The organism is Oceaniglobus roseus, assembly GCF_002869745.1.
Classification (GTDB): domain Bacteria; phylum Pseudomonadota; class Alphaproteobacteria; order Rhodobacterales; family Rhodobacteraceae; genus Oceaniglobus; species Oceaniglobus roseus.
On sequence record NZ_PNOS01000039.1, the window covers coordinates 1 to 17540 of the forward strand.

At 69.7% G+C, this 17540-nt stretch carries 12 protein-coding genes, 1 pseudogene and 1 riboswitch; of the genes and pseudogenes, 10 read left to right on the plus strand and 3 right to left on the minus strand.

Annotated elements, in window-relative coordinates:
• A pseudogene (locus tag A7B20_RS17110) lies at nt 1-1608 on the plus strand (hypothetical protein); the annotation flags it as partial.
• A gap of 312 nt (nt 1609-1920) precedes the next feature.
• Here the strand turns inward: A7B20_RS17110 and A7B20_RS17115 are convergent.
• Both A7B20_RS17115 and A7B20_RS17120 read right to left on the minus strand, forming a co-directional pair.
• A complete protein-coding gene (locus tag A7B20_RS17115) occupies nt 1921-2142 on the minus strand; it encodes a DUF2842 domain-containing protein (RefSeq protein ID WP_102109802.1) in 222 nt (73 codons plus the stop codon).
• A 30-nt stretch (nt 2143-2172) separates the two neighbouring features.
• Nucleotides 2173-3465 (minus strand): adenylosuccinate synthase, encoded by a 1293-nt coding sequence (locus tag A7B20_RS17120; protein WP_102109803.1) that lies wholly within the window; start codon nt 3463-3465, stop codon nt 2173-2175.
• Nucleotides 3466-3693: 228 nt separating this feature from the next.
• Between A7B20_RS17120 and A7B20_RS17125 the strand changes: the two genes are divergently transcribed.
• The 7 genes from A7B20_RS17125 (at nt 3694) to A7B20_RS17155 (ending at nt 13814) form a co-directional block, all read left to right on the plus strand.
• Complete coding sequence (locus A7B20_RS17125; RefSeq protein WP_102109804.1) at nt 3694-5301, plus strand: ATP-binding protein; 1608 nt, start codon at nt 3694-3696, stop codon at nt 5299-5301.
• A gap of 119 nt (nt 5302-5420) precedes the next feature.
• Complete coding sequence (secG, locus tag A7B20_RS17130; protein WP_102109805.1) at nt 5421-5777, plus strand: preprotein translocase subunit SecG; 357 nt, start codon at nt 5421-5423, stop codon at nt 5775-5777.
• A gap of 206 nt (nt 5778-5983) precedes the next feature.
• The gene (locus A7B20_RS17135) at nt 5984-7627 is read left to right on the plus strand and encodes a CTP synthase (RefSeq protein WP_102109806.1); all 1644 of its coding nucleotides are present in this window, start codon (nt 5984-5986) and stop codon (nt 7625-7627) included.
• A 370-nt stretch (nt 7628-7997) separates the two neighbouring features.
• A riboswitch (SAM riboswitch) is annotated at nt 7998-8076 on the plus strand.
• Between the two features lie 41 nt (nt 8077-8117).
• Nucleotides 8118-9299: an O-succinylhomoserine sulfhydrylase gene (gene metZ, locus A7B20_RS17140; protein ID WP_102109807.1), complete on the plus strand. Its 1182-nt coding sequence runs from the start codon at nt 8118-8120 to the stop codon at nt 9297-9299.
• Nucleotides 9300-9488: 189 nt separating this feature from the next.
• Nucleotides 9489-10592: a GTP cyclohydrolase FolE2 gene (gene folE2, locus A7B20_RS17145; protein WP_102109808.1), complete on the plus strand. Its 1104-nt coding sequence runs from the start codon at nt 9489-9491 to the stop codon at nt 10590-10592.
• A 175-nt stretch (nt 10593-10767) separates the two neighbouring features.
• Nucleotides 10768-12216, plus strand: a complete 1449-nt coding sequence (locus A7B20_RS17150) for a TrkH family potassium uptake protein (RefSeq protein ID WP_102109809.1) — start codon at nt 10768-10770, stop codon at nt 12214-12216.
• Nucleotides 12216-13814, plus strand: a complete 1599-nt coding sequence (locus tag A7B20_RS17155) for a thiamine pyrophosphate-binding protein (protein ID WP_102109810.1) — start codon at nt 12216-12218, stop codon at nt 13812-13814. Before A7B20_RS17150 ends, A7B20_RS17155 begins: the two co-directional genes overlap by 1 nt.
• Nucleotides 13815-13826: 12 nt before the next feature.
• Here the strand turns inward: A7B20_RS17155 and A7B20_RS17160 are convergent, their stop codons facing one another.
• Complete coding sequence (locus tag A7B20_RS17160; protein ID WP_102109811.1) at nt 13827-15626, minus strand: trypsin-like peptidase domain-containing protein; 1800 nt, start codon at nt 15624-15626, stop codon at nt 13827-13829.
• Nucleotides 15627-15812: 186 nt separating this feature from the next.
• Between A7B20_RS17160 and A7B20_RS17165 the strand changes: the two genes are divergently transcribed.
• Nucleotides 15813-16745 (plus strand): glycine--tRNA ligase subunit alpha, encoded by a 933-nt coding sequence (locus A7B20_RS17165; RefSeq protein ID WP_102109812.1) that lies wholly within the window; start codon nt 15813-15815, stop codon nt 16743-16745.
• Nucleotides 16742-17509, plus strand: coding sequence for an FkbM family methyltransferase (locus tag A7B20_RS17170; protein ID WP_216641220.1), 768 nt, complete (start codon nt 16742-16744; stop codon nt 17507-17509). Before A7B20_RS17165 ends, A7B20_RS17170 begins: the two co-directional genes overlap by 4 nt.
• The last annotated feature ends 31 nt before the right edge of the window (nt 17510-17540 follow it).

Here is a 17540-nt window from a genome sequence, read left to right on the forward strand (position 1 = left end):
GCTGCGCGCCTGGCGGCCGAGGAAGAGGCCCGTGCCGAGGCCGAGCGGGTGGAGGCGGAAGCCGTGGCAGCGGCCGCGGAGGCTGCGCGCCTGGCGGCCGAGGAGGAGGCCCGCGCCGAGGCCGGGCAGGCGGAGGCCGAAGCGGCGCCGCGGAGGGTCACGCCGCAGCGGCCCCATGCACGCATCATCAAGCTGAAGCGGACCGAGTTCGAGGCGGCCCTCGCCGCAGGCGAGATCGAGGAGATCACGGACGACGAGGACGAGGGCGACGACGAGACCATCGCCCAGATCGACGTGGAGGACGAGGACACCGTCCCGACCGATGCCGGCGACGAGGAGGGTGTCGCCCTTGCCGCCACCCCGGAACCGGCAGAGGACGATGACACCGCCGCGACCGCGCAGCCGCTCGATCTCTCCGGGCTCGAACTGGCCGACGCCGCGGCCGGCGCGGAGGACGCGGACAGCCTGCGCGCCGACCAGGACACCCTCGCCGACCTCTCGGGCGACGATACGCTGGGCGAAAGCCCCGACCGCTCCAACGTCTTCGCCGGCGCCAGGGCGGCGGACGACTCGGCGGACGACGAGGAGTTCGAGGACGACGTCAGCCTGACCGCCGGGATCCGCGAGCTGATTGGCGACACCTCGCTCGACGAGGAAGACGAGAAGGACCTGCTGCGCGAACTGGCCGAGGTCGAGCGTCAGGCCGCGACCCGGGTCGAGGATCCCGAGACGGCCAAGCTGCGCGAGCGTTTTGCCGACCTGATCGAGGAACCCGCCGGGGACGACACCGCCGGGACCGCCGCCGGAGACACCGGCGCCGAGGTGCCGGAGGACTCGGACGAGAGCGCGCTGAACCGCCTGCTGGACGAGACCAACGCCAAGCTGAGCGACACCGAGGGCACCCGCCGCCGCTCTGCGATCGCGCACCTGAAGGCCGCGGTCGCGGCAACCCGGGCCGAAATCCAGGCCCTGGGCGGGCGGAAGGCGACGGACCACGAAGACGACGTGAGCCGCTACCGCGACGATCTTGCGCAGGTGGTCCGCCCGCGCCGCCCCGGCGCGGCGGGCGAAACCGCCGTGCCGACCCCCTCGCGTCCCCGCCCGAGCGAGCAGATCGCCGCCCGGCCCGCCCCGCTGATGCTGGTGTCGGAGCTTCGGGTGGACAAGCCGTCGGCGTCGGCCGGCCCGGTGCGCCCGCGCCGTGTCTCCGCGCCGCGCCCGGTTGCCGCGCAGGAGGCGCCGCAGGGCAGGACGCAGGACAGGACACCGGCCCCCGCGACCCCGGACCTGAGCTTCGAGGAATTCGCCGCCGCCCGCGGGGCGAAGGACCTGGACGCCGTGCTGGAAGCCGCCGCCGTCTACACCGCCGAGATCGAGGGGCAGGAGACGATGTCGCGCCCGCAACTGTTGCGCCGCGCGGCCAGCCTCGACCCCGAGCGGGAGATCGGCCGCGAGCAGGGGCTGCAGAGCTTCGGCCACCTGCTGCGCACGGGTCGCATCCGCAAGCTCGGCCGCGGGCAGTTCGCACTGGGCGACGGCGGCGCGGCCGAAGAGAAGGACGAGGACACCCGGCCGGAAGCCGAATCGAAGCGTTTCGTGGGCGAGTGACCGGACGGGGCGTAAGGCCCGGATCGAACGGGGCGGCCGGAGCATCTCCGCGCCGCCCTTTCCTTTTGCGCGAACGACCTCGTGGCCGGACCGGCGACGCGGGATCGGCCCGGCGCGCGGCCTGCGCTCAGCGATCCTTCAGCCGTTCGTTTCGCCGGACGAAACCCGCGCGTTCCCTGTCGTTCCGATGCCTGCGAAGGGGGCGAGGGCGAACGCGCCTGCGGACCGAAGCGCCGTCACGCACCAATCCCGGCCGAGCGGCAAGGCGCCCGGGGCCGGGTGCCGCAGGGACGATCCCCTGCCGCGCGCCCGTCAGCGGCGCGCGTCAGGGTCCGCCTGGCCGATGCCCTTGAAGATGAACCTGAACGGCAGCGCCCAGACCACGCCGAGAACGACATAGATCAGCAGTTCGACCAGCAGGTTCTGGCGGCCGAAGGCGGTGGCCAGCCAGCTTGCCACGAGGACATAGACCGGCAGGCCGATCAGCAGGATCACCAGCGCCCAGCGGCGCCGGGCCTTGTAGCTCAGGGTCATGGCGCCTCCGGGCCGTGTCGGGTCGGGCAGTCAGTCGGCGAAGGGGTCGGTCACGAGGATCGTGTCGTCCCGCTCCGGCGAGGTGGAGAGTAGGGCGACCGGGCAGCCGATCAACTCTTCCACCCGGCGGACGTACTTGATCGCGTTGGCGGGCAGGTCGGCCCAGCTGCGCGCGCCCTCGGTCGATTCCGACCAGCCCGGCATCTCCTCGTAGACCGGCGTGCAGCGCGCCTGCCGGTCGGCGGCGGTGGGCAGGTGGTCCAGCATCTCGCCGTCCAGCTCGTAGCCGGTGCAGATCTTCAGCGTCTCGAAGCCGTCGAGCACGTCGAGCTTGGTCAGCGCGATGCCGTTGACACCGGAGGTCGCGCAGGTCTGGCGCACCAGCACCGCGTCGAACCAGCCGCAGCGCCGCTTCCGGCCCGTGACGGTGCCGAACTCGTGCCCCCGCTCGCCCAGGCGCTGGCCGATCTCGTCGGTCAGCTCGGCCGGGAAGGGGCCCTCGCCCACGCGGGTGGTATAGGCCTTGACGATGCCGAGGACGAAGTCGATCGAACCCGGCCCGATCCCCGTGCCCGTGGCCGCCTGGCCCGCGATGACGTTTGACGAAGTCACATAGGGATAGGTGCCGAAGTCGATGTCAAGAAGCGCGCCCTGCGCGCCCTCGAACAGGATCCGCTTGCCGCCGCGGCGCGCCTCGTTCAGCACCTTCCAGACCGGCGCGGCGTAGTCCAGCACCGCAGGCGCGATCGCGCGCAGGTCGGCCAGCAGGCGGTCGCGGTCCACCGGCTCCAGCCCCAGGCCCTTCCGCAGCGCGTCGTGGTGCACCAGCGCCCGGTCGACACGCAGCTCCAGCGTGGCGTCATCGGCAAGGTCCGCGACCCGGATCGAGCGGCGGCCGACCTTGTCCTCGTAGGCCGGGCCGATGCCGCGGCCGGTGGTGCCGATCTTGGCGATGGAATTGGCGGATTCGCGGGCGCGGTCGAGCTCGCCGTGGATCGGCAGGATCAGCGGCGCGTTCTCGGCGATCATCAGCGTCTCGGGCGTGATCTCCACGCCCTGTCCGCGCAGCTTCTCGATCTCGCTGACCAGGTGCCAGGGGTCCAGCACCACGCCGTTGCCGATCACCGACAGCTTGCCGGGCCGCACGATCCCCGAGGGCAGCAGCGACAGCTTGAACACCGTGCCGTCGATCACCAGCGTGTGGCCCGCGTTGTGGCCGCCCTGGAAGCGGGCGATCACGTCCGCCCGTTCGGAAAGCCAGTCGACGATCTTGCCCTTTCCCTCGTCGCCCCACTGGGCGCCGACGACGACGACATTGGCCATGTTGGATCCTTTCCCTTGCTGCCCGTTCCGCATCCCCGGGACGCGGCCCGCGCCGGTATACGCGCAGCCATCACGGGCCACAAACATATTCCCGCAGCCGAAGGTCGCGCCGGGCAGGCGCGCATGCCGCGCGCGCGATAAGACTTTCTTCATCGCGGAGGTGCAGAGTGGCGCCATGGCCGCCACGCCGTCCGTGGACGGTCGCGCGATCTGAACAAGGAAAGCCTCGTGCAGAGAAAAGTCCGCGAATTCTGGACGTTGGGCAAGGAACCGATCGACCTGTTCCTCGCCGATGCGCCGTTGATGATGCATTCGATCGACCGGGACGGGATCCTGACCCGCGTCTCCGGCGTCTGGGCCGCCAAGCTGGGGTATGACCCCGGCGATATGATCGGCCGCCCGCTGGTCGACTTCATGACGCCCGACTCGCGGCACAAGGCCAGGCAACGCGTCCTGCCGCGATTCATGGCCGACGGCGTGGTCCACGACGTCGAGTACGACTTCCTCCACCGCGACGGCCACGCGATCCCGGTGCTGCTGACGGCCGTGGCGAACTATACCGAGACCGGGGAGTTCCACCGCTCGCTCGCCTTCCTGTTCGACAATTCCGGCGCCCGCAGGGCGACTGCGGTGATCGCGCAGAAGACCCGGCTGGAGGTGATCGGCAATCTCGTCGGCGGGGTCGCGCACGATTTCAACAACCTGCTGAGCGTCATCATGGGCAACCTCGAACTGCTGCAGGACATGCCCGACCATCCGGACCGCGCTACCATGCTGCGCGATGCCATCGGCGCCGCGCGGCGCGGCGCGACTCTGACCCAGCAACTTGTCGCCTATGGCCGCCGCGCGCAGCTGTCGCCGCGGCCCCATCCCGTCGGCGATATCCTGGACGATCTGGCGAAGATGCTGCACCGCCTGCTGCCCGCGAACATCCGGCTGGAATTCGGCGTCGATCCGGACCTGCCGCGGGTGATGATCGACCGGCCCCAGCTGGAGACGGCGATCCTCAACATCGTCGACAACGCGCGCGAGGCGATGCCCGAGGGCGGCAGCATCCGCATCTCGGCGCGGGCCCGTCGACTGGACGGACGGCTGCCCGGCATGGTGGGCGAGACGCCCGCCCCCGGTCCCTATGTCGAACTCGCGATCCGGGACGAGGGCAGGGGCATGGTGCCCGACGTCCTGGAACGCGCCTTCGATCCCTTCTTCACGACCAAGGCCGTGGGCCAGGGCTCGGGGCTGGGCCTGTCCATGGTGATCGGCTTCCTGCAACAGTCCGACGGGGCGCTCCGGATCGACAGCGCGCCGGGCGCGGGCACCGCGCTGTCGATCTTCCTGCCCGCGCTCCAGGTCAGCCGGAAGGCGATCCGGCGCGGTGCCGCGCCCGATCCCGGACACCACCTGCGCAGCGAGCGGCCGACGCAGATCCTGCTGGTCGAGGACGAGGCCGACCTGCGCCGTCTGCTGGCCCATCGGCTGCGCCTGTCCGGCCACGGCGTGGTGGAGGCGTCGAACGGCGACTCGGCCATGGCCCTGCTCGAGCACGGGCTGACGCCGCAGCTGATCCTGAGCGACGTCAGCATGCCCGGTCGCGTCCAGGGCCCGGAGCTGGTGCGGCTGGCGCGCGCGCGCCTCGGCGAGGTGAAGACCATCCTGCTGAGCGGCCACGCCCCCGGTGACGGCCCGGAGGAGGCCGACCCCGCCATCTGCCGCCTGGTCAAACCGGTCTCCCACGCCACCCTGCTCGCCACCATCGCCCGGCTGACCGAGGGCGGCGTCGCCCCCGCAAGCGGGGATGCGGCCGGCACTTTCGACGGTGCGGTGGGCATGGGATGACCCCGAGCGCACCCCTTCAATGCACCGCTCCGGGGCCGTGCGGCCCTGCGCATTGAGGGGTTGCGGCGCGCGGCGACCGCTTCTAGATACGCCCTGTCGCAACGCCAGGGGTCGTCACCATGGAAAACATCGTTCTCATCGTCCACCTGATCCTTGCGCTCTGCCTGATCGGTGTCGTGCTGCTCCAGCGTTCGGAAGGCGGCGGCCTCGGCATGGGCGGCGGCGGCGGTGCGATCTCCTCACGCGGGGTGGCGACGGCGCTGACCAAGCTCACCTGGATCTTCGCGGTCTGCTTCATCGGCACCTCGATCTTCCTGACGATCCTCGCCGCGCAGAACTCGGCCCAGACCTCGGTGGTCGACCGGCTGGGCGCGACGCCGCCCGCGACCGAAAGCGCCCCGGCGCTTCCCGGCGGCTCGGACCTGCTGCCGCCCGCGACCGACAGCGAACCGCTGACGCCGCCGCGCGCCGACTGAGCCGTCCCGGCGGCGCCCCGTCCGGGGGTGCCGCATGATTCTTCTGTAACCACAAGACCTTGCATGTCCGTGCGGATTTCTCTGCCGGATGTTGTGTCTGGTTGCGCCACGCCGGGGTTCGGACTATAGGTCAAATCCCGTGATACTGCGGATTCGGACCCTGCGCCGACCCGTAACCAATGATCAGTTCGCGGGAGAGACCCCACATGGCACGATACGTTTTCATCACCGGCGGGGTCGTTTCGTCGCTTGGAAAGGGGTTGGCCTCGGCCGCGCTCGGGGCGCTTCTGCAGGCCCGCGGCTTCTCGGTCAGGCTCCGGAAGCTGGATCCCTACCTGAACGTCGATCCCGGCACGATGTCCCCCTTCGAACACGGCGAGGTCTTCGTGACCGACGACGGCGCCGAGACCGACCTCGACCTCGGCCATTACGAACGCTTCACCGGCGTGGCGGCGCGCGCCACCGACTCGGTCTCGTCGGGACGCATCTACTCCAACGTGCTCGAGAAGGAGCGGCGGGGCGACTATCTCGGCAAGACCATCCAGGTGATCCCGCACGTCACCAACGAGATCAAGGACTTCCTCAGCATCGGCGCCGACGAGGTCGACTTCATGCTCTGCGAGATCGGTGGCACCGTGGGCGACATCGAGGGGCTGCCCTTCTTCGAGGCGATCCGCCAGTTCGGCCAGGACCGCCCCCGCGGCGAATGCATCTTCATGCACCTGACCCTGCTGCCCTGGATCGCGGCCAGCCGCGAGCTGAAGACGAAGCCGACCCAGCACTCGGTGAAGGAGCTGCGCTCGATCGGCATCGCCCCCGACATCCTCGTCTGCCGGTCCGAGAAGATGATCCCGCAGAAGGAACGCGAGAAGCTCGCCCTGTTCTGCAACGTCCGCCCCGACAGCGTGATCGCCGCCTACGACCTGAAGTCGATCTACGAGGCGCCCCTGGCCTATCACCGCGAGGGGCTGGACCAGGCCGTGCTCGACGCCTTCCAGATCTCGCCCGCGCCGAAGCCGAACCTGTCGCGCTGGGAAGATGTCTATGACCGGATCTTCAACCCCGAGGGCGAGGTGCGGGTCGCCATCGTGGGCAAGTACACGCAGCTGGAAGACGCCTACAAGTCCATCGCCGAGGCGCTGAGCCACGGCGGCATGGCCAACCGGGTGAAGGTCCGGATCGACTGGGTCGATGCCGAGCTGTTCGAGCGCGAGGATCCCGCGCCCTACCTCGAAGGCTTCCACGCCATCCTCGTGCCCGGCGGCTTCGGCGAGCGGGGCACGGAGGGCAAGATCAGGGCCGCCGAATACGCCCGGACGCGGAAGATCCCCTATCTCGGCATCTGCCTCGGCATGCAGATGGCGGTGATCGAGGCGGCGCGCAACCTCGCCGGCCTGCCCACCGCGGGCAGCGAGGAGTTCGACCACGAGGCGGGCAAGAAGCGGTTCGAGCCGGTGGTGTACCACCTGAAGGAATGGGTGAAGGGCAACCACACCGTCGCGCGCAAGGTCGACGACGACAAGGGCGGCACGATGCGCCTTGGCGCGTATACGGCGAACCTGGCCGAGGGGTCGAAGGTGGCCGAGGTCTATGGCACCACGGTGATCGAGGAGCGGCACCGCCACCGCTACGAGGTCGATACCCGCTATCGCAAGGCCCTGGAATCCCACGGTCTCTGCTTCTCGGGCATGTCGCCCGACGGCCGCCTGCCCGAGATCGTCGAGGTGAAGGACCACCCCTGGTTCATCGGCGTCCAGTTCCACCCCGAGCTGAAGTCGAAACCCTTCGACCCGCACCCGCTGTTCAAGGATTTCGTGCGCGCGGCCAAGGAGGTCTCGCGCCTGGTCTGAGCCGCGTCTGAGCCGCGTGTGAACCGCGGCCGATCCGCGCGCGGCGCCGAGGCGGCGCGGCCAGGACACCAGCCGCGGACCCGCGGTGCGGGGGGCGAGGGACAGGATGTCGATGTGGGGACAGTGGACGGGATCGCCCGGGAGGAACTTGAAGCCGTGGACCATCACGATCACCGGGGCCGCGGACGGAAGGGCCGCGAGGGCCGCGTCGAGCGCCGCGCCGTCGTCCTGGCCGCAGGTGTGGTGCAGTATGGGCATCGCGGGCTCCCCACATCTTGTGGGTGTCGGGTAGACGGACCATACGACAGGGTCGTGAAGCGGGTGTTACAGCCGCGTGACGATGCTTGACCCCCAAACGCAACGGGTCTACTCCGCTTTTCGTGGCGATTTGTACACCGGATTGCGGGCCACGTTAAAAATGCCGCTAAAGAGGTCGGGACAAGTGCCCCCGGCGTCGTCGACGGTGGGGGTTTTTTGTCGGGAGACACCCATGAGCGAGAACTGGAAGACACGGACGAAGCTGGTGCACGAGGGCATCCGGCGGTCCCAGTATGGCGAGGTGTCGGAAGCGATCTTCCTGACCCAGGGCTTCGTCTACGACAGCGCCGAGGCCGCCGAGGCGCGGTTCCTGAAGGCGGGGGAGGACGAGTTCATCTATGCCCGCTACGGCAATCCGACCGTGCGGATGTTCGAGGAGCGGATCGCGGCGCTGGAGGGGGCCGAGGACGGCTTCGCCACGGCCTCGGGCATGGCGGCGGTCAACGGCGCGCTGATGTCGATGCTGCGCGCGGGGGACCACGTGGTGAGCGCGCGGGCGCTGTTCGGCTCCTGCCTCTACATCCTAGAGGAGATCCTGCAGCGGTTCGGGGTCGAGATCACCTTCGTCGACGGGACCGACCTTGGCGCATGGCGGGACGCGGTCAGGGAGGACACGAAGGTGGTGTTCCTCGAATCGCTGTCGAACCCGACGCTGGAGGTGATCGACCTTCAGGCGGTGGCCGAGATCGCCCATGCGAAGGGGGCGAAGGTGGTGGTCGACAACGTCTTCGCCACCCCGATCTGGTCGCGGGCACTGGACCTTGGCGCCGACGTGGTGGTCTATTCCACGACCAAGCACATCGACGGACAGGGGCGCTGCCTTGGCGGCGTGGTGCTGGGAACGCGCGAGTACGTCAGGAAGACGCTGGAACCCTACCTGAAGCACACCGGCGGCGCGATGTCGCCGTTCAACGCCTGGGTGATGCTGAAGGGGATGGAGACGCTGGACCTGCGGGTGCGCGCGATGACCGAGGGCGCCACGATGATCGCCACGGCGCTGGAGGGCGACGCCCGGCTGGCGCGGGTGATCTATCCGCATCTCGACAGCCATCCCGACGTGGCGGTGGCGCGGCGGATTATGGAGAAGGGCGGCACGATGCTGTCGCTCGACATCGCGGGCGGGCAGGCGGCGGCCTTCCGGTTCCTGAACGCGCTGAAGATCGTCACCATCTCGAACAACCTCGGCGACGCGAAATCCATCGTCACCCACCCGGCGACGACGACCCACCAGCGGCTGTCGGACGATCAGAAGCAGGCGCTCGGGATCACGCCGGGGCTGGTGCGCATCTCGATCGGGCTGGAAGATGCCGAGGACCTGCTGGCCGACATCCGGCAGGCGCTCGACGCGGTGTGACGACGGGGGCCGCGCAATCGGCGCATGAAGTGCCGCTCCGGGGCGGGTGCCGGTGGACGGAATGTCGCAGGAACCAAACGAGATGATCCATGGTGTCCAGCGGGACGTAAATGCCGGGTAAATGGTGGAACGGTCCGCAGTGCATCCTACATGTCCGCCCGGATCGCGCCTGAGAGGAAGGGCCTGAGCATGAACATCCATTCTCCCGACATCGAACGCGAACCGACCCGCGAGGACGCGGCGCGCGCGCTGCGGCTTCTGAAGTCCTGGGCCGCCGGGGCGAGCGAGACCGAGATCGGCACCCTCGATCCGGCCATCGCGCGGCTGCTGCCCGAGGGGACGGGGACGGCCTATCCCGCGCTGTCGCGGGACTATCCGGCGGATTTCGCGGCCGATGCGGCCTACAAGGACACGCTGCCGGACCTGCAGAACGGCCCGCAGTCGCTGATCCGCGGCGCGCGGCGGCAGATCCAGCATGTCGGCATCTCGAACTTCCGCCTGCCGATCCGCTATCGCACCCGCGACAACGGCGACCTGACGCTGGAGACCAGCGTGACCGGCACCGTGTCGCTGGAGGCCGAGAAGAAGGGCATCAACATGTCCCGGATCATGCGCACCTTCTATCGCCGGGCCGAGGAGACGTTCAGCTTCGGCGTGATCGAGGCGGCGCTCGCCGACTACAAGAGCGACCTCGAAAGCTTCGACGCGCGGATCCAGATGCGGCTTTCCTTCCCGATGAAGGTCGAAAGCCTGCGCTCGGGGCTGTCGGGATATCAGTACTACGACATCGCGCTGGAGCTGATCGAGCAGGCGGGGGTGCGGCGCAAGATCGTGCACCTCGATTACGTCTATTCCTCGACCTGCCCGTGTTCGCTGGAACTGTCCGAGCACGCGCGGCAGTACCGCGGCCAGCTGGCGACGCCGCATTCGCAGCGCTCGGTCGCGCGGATCTCGGTCGAGCTGGATCCGGGAGCGCCTGTGCTGTGGTTCGAGGACCTAGTGGAGCTCTGCCGCTCGGCCGTGCCGACCGAGACGCAGGTGATGGTCAAGCGCGAGGACGAGCAGGCCTTCGCCGAGCTGAACGCGGCGAACCCGATCTTCGTCGAGGACGCGGCGCGGTTGTTCGCCGAGGCGCTTCAGCGGGATGGGCGGATCGGCGATTTCCGGGTGGTGGCGAGCCACCAGGAGTCGCTGCACTCCCACGATGCGGTGTCGGTGCTCACTGAGGGCGAGACCTTCGCGCAGGCGAGCCTCGACCCGCGGCTGTTCGCGAGCCTGTTCCACGTCGGCTGAGGCGGGCTCCGTTCGCAGATCCTGGAAGGCCGGGCAGGGATGCCCGGCCTTTCCTGCCGGGCGCGTGCCGGGCTGAGGACCGGCACCCCCGGCCCGGCGGCCGGCGGGGGGCGGGACATGGCGTGGCCACCGCTTCGCCATTGACTCGCATCGCGGGCGCGGCCAAGCCTCTGCCATGATCGACCTGCGCCCCGTCGGATATGTCATCGGCCTGCTCGTGGCTGCCCTGGGGGGGACGATGGTCGTCCCGATGCTGGTCGACCTTGCCGCGGGCAACGGGCACTGGCACGTCTTCCTGCAGAGCGCCACGATCGTCGGGCTGGTCGGCGGGCTGATGGCGCTCGGCTGCGCCAACGGGGTGGTCGAGCGGATCTCGATCCAGCAGACCTTCCTTCTGACCACTGCCGTCTGGGTCTTCCTGCCGCTGTTCGGCGCTGTCCCCTTCGTGCTGGGCGAGACCCGCGCCAGCCTCACCGACGCGCTGTTCGAGGCGATGTCGGGGATGACCACCACCGGCTCGACCGTGTTCACCGGGCTCGACGCGCTGCCGAAGGGGATCCTTTTGTGGCGCTCGATGCTCCAGTGGTTCGGCGGCATCGGGATCATCGTCATGGCGATGGTGTTCCTGCCGGAACTGCGGGTGGGCGGGATGCAGATCTTCCGCTCGGAAGCCTTCGAGACCATGGGCAAGATCCTGCCCCGCGCGGCCGAGATCGCCTCGCAGATCAGCGGCATCTACGTCGTGCTGACCTTCCTCTGCTTCCTCAGCTACCTCGCCCTCGGGATGACGTCCTTCGAGGCGGTGAACCACGCGCTGACCACGCTGTCGACCGGCGGCTTCTCGACCACCGACCAGTCCTTCGGCGCCTTCCAGGGCCTGCCGGAATACGTCGCGGCGCTGTTCATGATCTCGGCCTCGCTGCCCTTCGTGCGCTACGTGCAGCTTCTGGGCGGGACCGCGCGGCCGCTCTGGCAGGATTCGCAGGTGCGCGCCTTCCTCGCCATGATCGCCCTCGTCAGCCTGGTGCTGGCGATCTACCAGATGGCCGCCGACGAACGCGCGTTCGAGCCTTCGGTGCGCGAGGCCCTGTTCCACGTCACCTCCATCGTCTCGGGCACCGGGTATGCCAGCGTCGACTACCAGCTCTGGGGCAGCTTCCCGGTGGTGATCTTCTTCTTCATCGGCCTCGTGGGCGGCTGCGCGGGGTCGACCTGCTGCTCGGTCAAGATCTTCCGCTACCAGATCATGCTCTCGGCCATGGTCGCGCAGATCCGCCGCATCCACTCGCCCCACGGCGTCTTCTCCGCCCGCTTCGACGGCCGGCCCGTGTCGGAGGACGTGATGAGCTCGGTCATGGGGTTCATGGTGCTGTTCGTCGTCTCGCTCGGCGTGCTCTCGGTGCTGCTGGGGATGACCGGGCTCGACTTCGTGACGGCGCTGAGCGGCGCGGCGACGACCATCGCCAACATCGGCCCCGGCCTCGGCACCGTCATCGGGCCGGCGGGCACCTTCGCGCCGCTGAACGACGTGGCGAAGTGGCTGCTGACATTCGGGATGCTTCTGGGGCGGCTCGAGCTGATGGCGGTGCTGGTGCTGCTGACCTTCAACTTCTGGAGAACCTGATGACCGGACGACCCCTTGGCGCGCAGATCTCGCACATGCTGAAGGCGCGGGGCGTCGACACGATCTTCGGCATCCCGGGCGTGCACAACATCGAGATGTACCGCGGGATCGAGGAGGCGGGGATCACCCATGTCCTGGCCCGGCACGAGCAGGGGGCGGGGTTCATGGCCGACGGATACGCCCGCGCCACGGGGCGGCCCGGCGTCGCCTATGTCATCACCGGCCCCGGCCTCTGCAACGCGATGACGCCGCTCGGGCAGAGCTATTCGGATTCGGTGCCGGTCCTGATGCTGTCCTCCTGCCTCGACGAGACGGCGGCGGCGCGGGGGCAGCTCCACCAGATGCGGGACCAGCGGGCGGCGGCGGCAACGGTCTGCGACTGGTCGGAGGAGGCGCTGTCGGCGCAGGCGGCCTATGCGCTGATCGACCGGGCGCTGGGCGAGTTCCGCAGACAGCGGCCGCGCCCGAAGCACATCCAGGTGGGGATCCGGCGGCTGGGCGCCGCGGCGCCCGGTTTTCCCGCCGCGCCCGCGGTCCCGGACGGCCCGCCCTTCGACCGGGCGGTGGCGCAGCCGCGCCAGATTGCGCGGCTGGTGAACGAACTGGCGCAGGCCGAGCGGCCGGCGATGATCTTCGGCGGCGGCGCGCGCGAGGGCTGGCAGGCGGCCCGCGCGCTGGCGCGCCGGGCGGGCGCCGTGACCTTCACCAGCTACGCCGGGCGGGGGATCAGCGATCCGGACTCCGCGCTCGACTTCGGCGGCATGCTGGCGCGGCCCGGCAGCGCCGCGGTGCTGGGGGAGGCGGACGTGGTGGTGGCCGTGGGCACGACGCTGTCGGAGGTGGACCTCTGGCGCGAGACGCTGGGCCACACGGGCAGGCTGATCCGCATCGACCTCGACCCCGAGGTGCTGGGGCAGCCCGCGGCCGACATCGCCATCCTCGGCGACGCGGGCGACGCGCTGGCGCGGGCGCTGGAGGCTTTTCCCGCAGGCGACAGGAAGAGCGGCTGGAACGCCCGCCAGATCGCGGCGCTGAAGGCGCAGTGGCGCGCCGACGTCGCGGTCGAGCGCCCCTGCATCGTGCCGGTGGCCGACGCCCTGCGCGCCTGCCTGCCCGAGGACGCGATGATCTTTTCCGACATGACCCAGTTCGCCTACGGCGCGAAGGAGGTCTGGCCGATGGCGCGGCCCGGCCACTGGCACCACCCGTTCGGCTTCGGCACCCTCGGCTATGCCCTGCCCGCCGCCATCGGCGGGGCGGTGGCGCGGCCGGGCAGGCCGACCGTGGCGATCGCCGGCGACTACGGATTCCAGTACACGGTGCAGGAGCTTGGCACGGCGGTCGAGCTGGGGCTGCCGCTGCCGATCCTGCTCTGGGACAACGGCAAGCTGGGCGAGATCGAGGATGCGATGGTCGGCAGCCAGATCCGCCCCACCGCCGTGGTCGCCCGCAACCCCGACTTCCCGGCGCTGGCCCGCGCCTATGGCGCCCACGCCGAGACGCCCGACACGCTGGAGGCGCTTCGGCAGGCGGTCACGCGGGCCTTGGCCGCCGACCGCCCGACGCTGATCCGGATGACGCCCGCGCTGGCCGGGTGAGGGGCCGGGCGGCTACTGCCAGCAGCTGACCAGCACGGTCATGTCGGTGGCGATGTCGCTCAGCACCCCGGCCTTCAGGCGGGACGAGGCGTCCGACGCGGCGGCGGACAGGCCGTTGGCCGACAGGAACCCGGCGATCGCGTCGACGTCGGCCAGGAAGGACACGTCGTCGGGCAGGGCCTGGCCTTCGGGCGCGCGGCCCGGCACCAGCATGCCCAGCACCGCGCCCGTCTCGTCCAGCACCGGACCGCCCGCGTCGCCCGCCCGCGCGGCGAGCGCCAGGCGCTTGACCTCCTCCTCGCCCTGGAGGCCGCGCAGGTCGGCGAGGGTGCCGAAGGTCAGGGTCGGCGCGCCGAGGATCCCCTCGTAGGAGTAACCCGCCAGCACCACGTCGCTCTGGAGCCGCGGCACGCGGGGCTGGAACCGCGCCCAGGTGCGCGGCGCAAGGGCCTGCTTCGGCTTCAGCAGCGCAAGGCCCAGGCGGTCGTCGACCGCCGTCACCTCGGCCTCGATCTCCTCGTTGAGGGTGATCCGCTTGCACTGGCCGACCGCGGTGCTGGTGGTCAGGACGTTGCCGCGCGGGTCGATGTAGAAGCCCGAGCGCGAGGTTTCCGGCATCCGGATCTCGAGCCCGGCCAGCAGGTTCACGCTCTGGTCTTCTCCCGGTTCGCCCGCGAGGTCGCCCATGACGGTGCCGGGGATCGAGGTGAAGCTGCGGCGCATCTCCTCCAGAACCCGCTGGCGGCGCTTCTCGTCGCCGGTGGGCCAGATGAGGGTGAAGCCCTTCACCGCGCCGTCGTTCACCGACGCCTCGGTGTGGGAGATGAAATCGGTGCCCTCGCCGACCAGCACGAAGCTGTTGCGACCCTTCTCGCGCGCGCCGGTCTCGGGGACGATCTCGAGCGTCTGCATGATGTCGTAGAGGCCGAACAGGGTGTCGGTGTCGCCGCGCTGGCTGATCAGCAGGACCTTCGGAAACTTCGTGCCCCCGTCGTGGGGGCCGTAGTGGGCGAAGGGCGGTTCGTAGCTGTCGAAACCGACGAGGGCCGTCGGCATGCGGATCTCGATCCCGGCGGTGTCGTCGCGCACCTCCTCCATGCCGAGCCCGGCGAGGATCTCGTTGTAGGCCGCGAGGAGCGCCGTGCGCTGGCGCGTCGTCAGGATGCCGGTGACGTCGTAACCGTTCGCCGCCTGCCATTCCCCCATGGCCGAGCGGGTGCCGCGGCCGAAGTCGCCGTCGATCGCGGCGTCGTAGAAGCCCGCCCACTGGAGCGCGACCTGCAGGAGCTTGCGATCGCTCTCGCTCAGCTGGGATTCGCTCTCGCGCGCCTCGCGGGGGGTCTCCTGCACCGGCTCGGGATCGGGGGTCGGGGCGGCGGCCGTTTCGGGGGCCGTTTCGGAAGCCGCTTCGGGGGCCTCGGCCGCTGCCGTCGCCTCGGGCGCCTCGGGGTCCGCCGCGGGCGCGGCCTCGGCCGCAGGGGTGCCGCCTTCGGGCCAGAACTGCGCGCTGAAGGCGCCGCCGTCGGTGACGAAGCTGTCGCCCGGGATCAGGCCGCGGCCGCGCAGCTCGCTGCGCAGGTTCGCGGCCCCGGTCGCCGTCGCCGGGCCGATCACCACCGCGTACCAGTTGGTCGAACCCAGCCGGAACCCCGCCACATCCTCGATCCGGCGGGCATAGCGCGCGGCGCTGTCCTTCGCCCGCTCGAGGCTCGGCTGCGCCTCGATCTGGAGCCAGGCAGTGCCCTGGGCCACGACGGCCCCCGCCTGGACGACGAACAGCGCGACGGCTGCGATCCTGATAAAGACTTGCATACTGACGCGACGATCTCCTGGTGCGGGCGGTGGGGCCTTTCGGGCGCCGCCTATCAGATGCATGTCCGGGACAAGGTCAATAATCATTCCCGGGCACCCGGCCCGCAATTGACCCTTGTTGCCCTTCTGCCTATGCAGAAGCCGCCTGCCGGTCAGGTCATCACACAGAATTGACGGAGTTCCGCCGTGTCCCGCGACGCCCAAAGCCCCCGCAGCTTCCAGGAGATCCTCCTGCGCCTCTCGGCCTACTGGGCCTCGAAGGGCTGCGCGGTGCTGCAACCCTACGACATGGAGGTCGGCGCGGGCACCTTCCACCCGGCGACCACCCTGCGCGCGCTGGGGCCGAACCCATGGGCCGCCGCCTACGTCCAGCCCTCGCGCCGCCCGACCGACGGACGCTATGGCGAGAACCCGAACCGGCTCCAGCACTACTACCAGTACCAGGTGCTGATCAAACCCTCGCCGCCGGACATGCAGGAGCTCTACCTCGGCTCGCTCGAGGCCATCGGCATCGACATGGCGCTGCACGACATCCGCTTCGTCGAGGACGACTGGGAAAGCCCGACGCTCGGCGCCTGGGGGCTTGGCTGGGAAGTCTGGTGCGACGGAATGGAGGTGAGCCAGTTCACCTATTTCCAGCAGGTCGGCGGCCACGACTGCAAGCCCGTCTCGGGCGAGCTGACCTACGGGCTGGAGCGGCTGGCGATGTATGTCCTCGGCATCGACCACGTCATGGACATGCCCTACAACGACCCCGACGCGCCGATCCCGCTGAAATACGGCGACGTGTTCCGCCAGACCGAGGAGGAATACTCGCGCTGGAACTTCGACGTGGCCGACACCGCGATGCTGCTGAAGCATTTCGAGGATGCCGAGGCGGAAGCCGCGCGCATCCTCGCCGCCCCCGCCGAGGATCCAAAGACCGGCAGGCGCATCGTCATGGCGCACCCCGCCTATGACCAGTGCATCAAGGCCAGCCACCTGTTCAACCTGCTCGACGCCCGCGGGGTGATCTCGGTGACCGAGCGGCAGGCCTACATCGGCCGGGTCCGGGCGCTGGCGAAGGCCTGCGCCGACGCGTTTCTGACAACCGGAAGCGGGGGGTGGCGGGCGCCATGACCGAACCACGCAAGATGATCCCGTTCGACCTGCACCGCATGAAGATGGAAGAGCTTCAGGCGAAACAGCAGGAGCGGCTGGCGCAGCAGCGCCGCAACCTGTTCGCCCAGTTCCAGAAACGCCAGGGCGACTTCATCGAACAGGGTAAAAGGGCAGGCACGCTCGCCTATGTCGCCGCGACCGCAGCGCGGTTCATGCGCCCGGGCGATGTCGTCATCGACTGCGGCGCCAACATCGGCAGCTTCACCGACAGCTTCGCGCGCACCCCGGCGCGGGTCATCGCCTTCGAGCCGAACCCCGATTGCACGGCGTTCATGCGCAGCCGGTTTGCCGACCGGCCCAACGTCGTGATCGAGGAGGCGGCCGTGGGGGCGGCCGCCGGGGAGGCCGACCTCTATTATCACGGCCACTACACGAGCGACGTCGCCAACGACAAGAGCAGCGAGGGCAGCAGCATCGAACCGTCCATGGCCCGCCTTCTCACCGGCAAGTCCCACCGCGTGCCGGTGATCGACATCGTCGCGCGTATGCAGGAGCTTCTGGCGGAAGGGGCGAACATCGCGATCCTCAAGCTCGACATAGAGGGCTCCGAACTGGAAGTGCTGGAGCGGCTCTTCGAGCTGGACCTGTTCGCCCGGATCACCATGAGCCTCGTGGAGACCCATGAGCGCAACTTCCCCGACCGGGCCGAGCGGTTCGGCGCCATTCGTGCAAGGATCGCCGGACGGTACGATCCGATGCATGTGTTTCTCGATTGGGTATGACCGTGATGCGCCGCACGCCTTGCCCTTCCCG

Excerpts from the sequence above, each read along its gene's own strand:
- A7B20_RS17170 (WP_216641220.1), top strand. The coding sequence starts at position 16,742 with ATGACCGAACCACGCAAGATGATCCCGTTCGACCTGCACCGCATGAAG.
- A7B20_RS17160 (WP_102109811.1), bottom strand. The coding sequence starts at position 15,626 with ATGCAAGTCTTTATCAGGATCGCAGCCGTCGCGCTGTTCGTCGTCCAG.
- A7B20_RS17155 (WP_102109810.1), top strand. The coding sequence starts at position 12,216 with ATGACCGGACGACCCCTTGGCGCGCAGATCTCGCACATGCTGAAGGCG.
- A7B20_RS17115 (WP_102109802.1), bottom strand. The coding sequence starts at position 2,142 with ATGACCCTGAGCTACAAGGCCCGGCGCCGCTGGGCGCTGGTGATCCTG.
- metZ (WP_102109807.1), top strand. The coding sequence starts at position 8,118 with ATGAGCGAGAACTGGAAGACACGGACGAAGCTGGTGCACGAGGGCATC.
- secG (WP_102109805.1), top strand. The coding sequence starts at position 5,421 with ATGGAAAACATCGTTCTCATCGTCCACCTGATCCTTGCGCTCTGCCTG.
- A7B20_RS17150 (WP_102109809.1), top strand. The coding sequence starts at position 10,768 with ATGATCGACCTGCGCCCCGTCGGATATGTCATCGGCCTGCTCGTGGCT.
- A7B20_RS17120 (WP_102109803.1), bottom strand. The coding sequence starts at position 3,465 with ATGGCCAATGTCGTCGTCGTCGGCGCCCAGTGGGGCGACGAGGGAAAG.
- folE2 (WP_102109808.1), top strand. The coding sequence starts at position 9,489 with ATGAACATCCATTCTCCCGACATCGAACGCGAACCGACCCGCGAGGAC.
- A7B20_RS17135 (WP_102109806.1), top strand. The coding sequence starts at position 5,984 with ATGGCACGATACGTTTTCATCACCGGCGGGGTCGTTTCGTCGCTTGGA.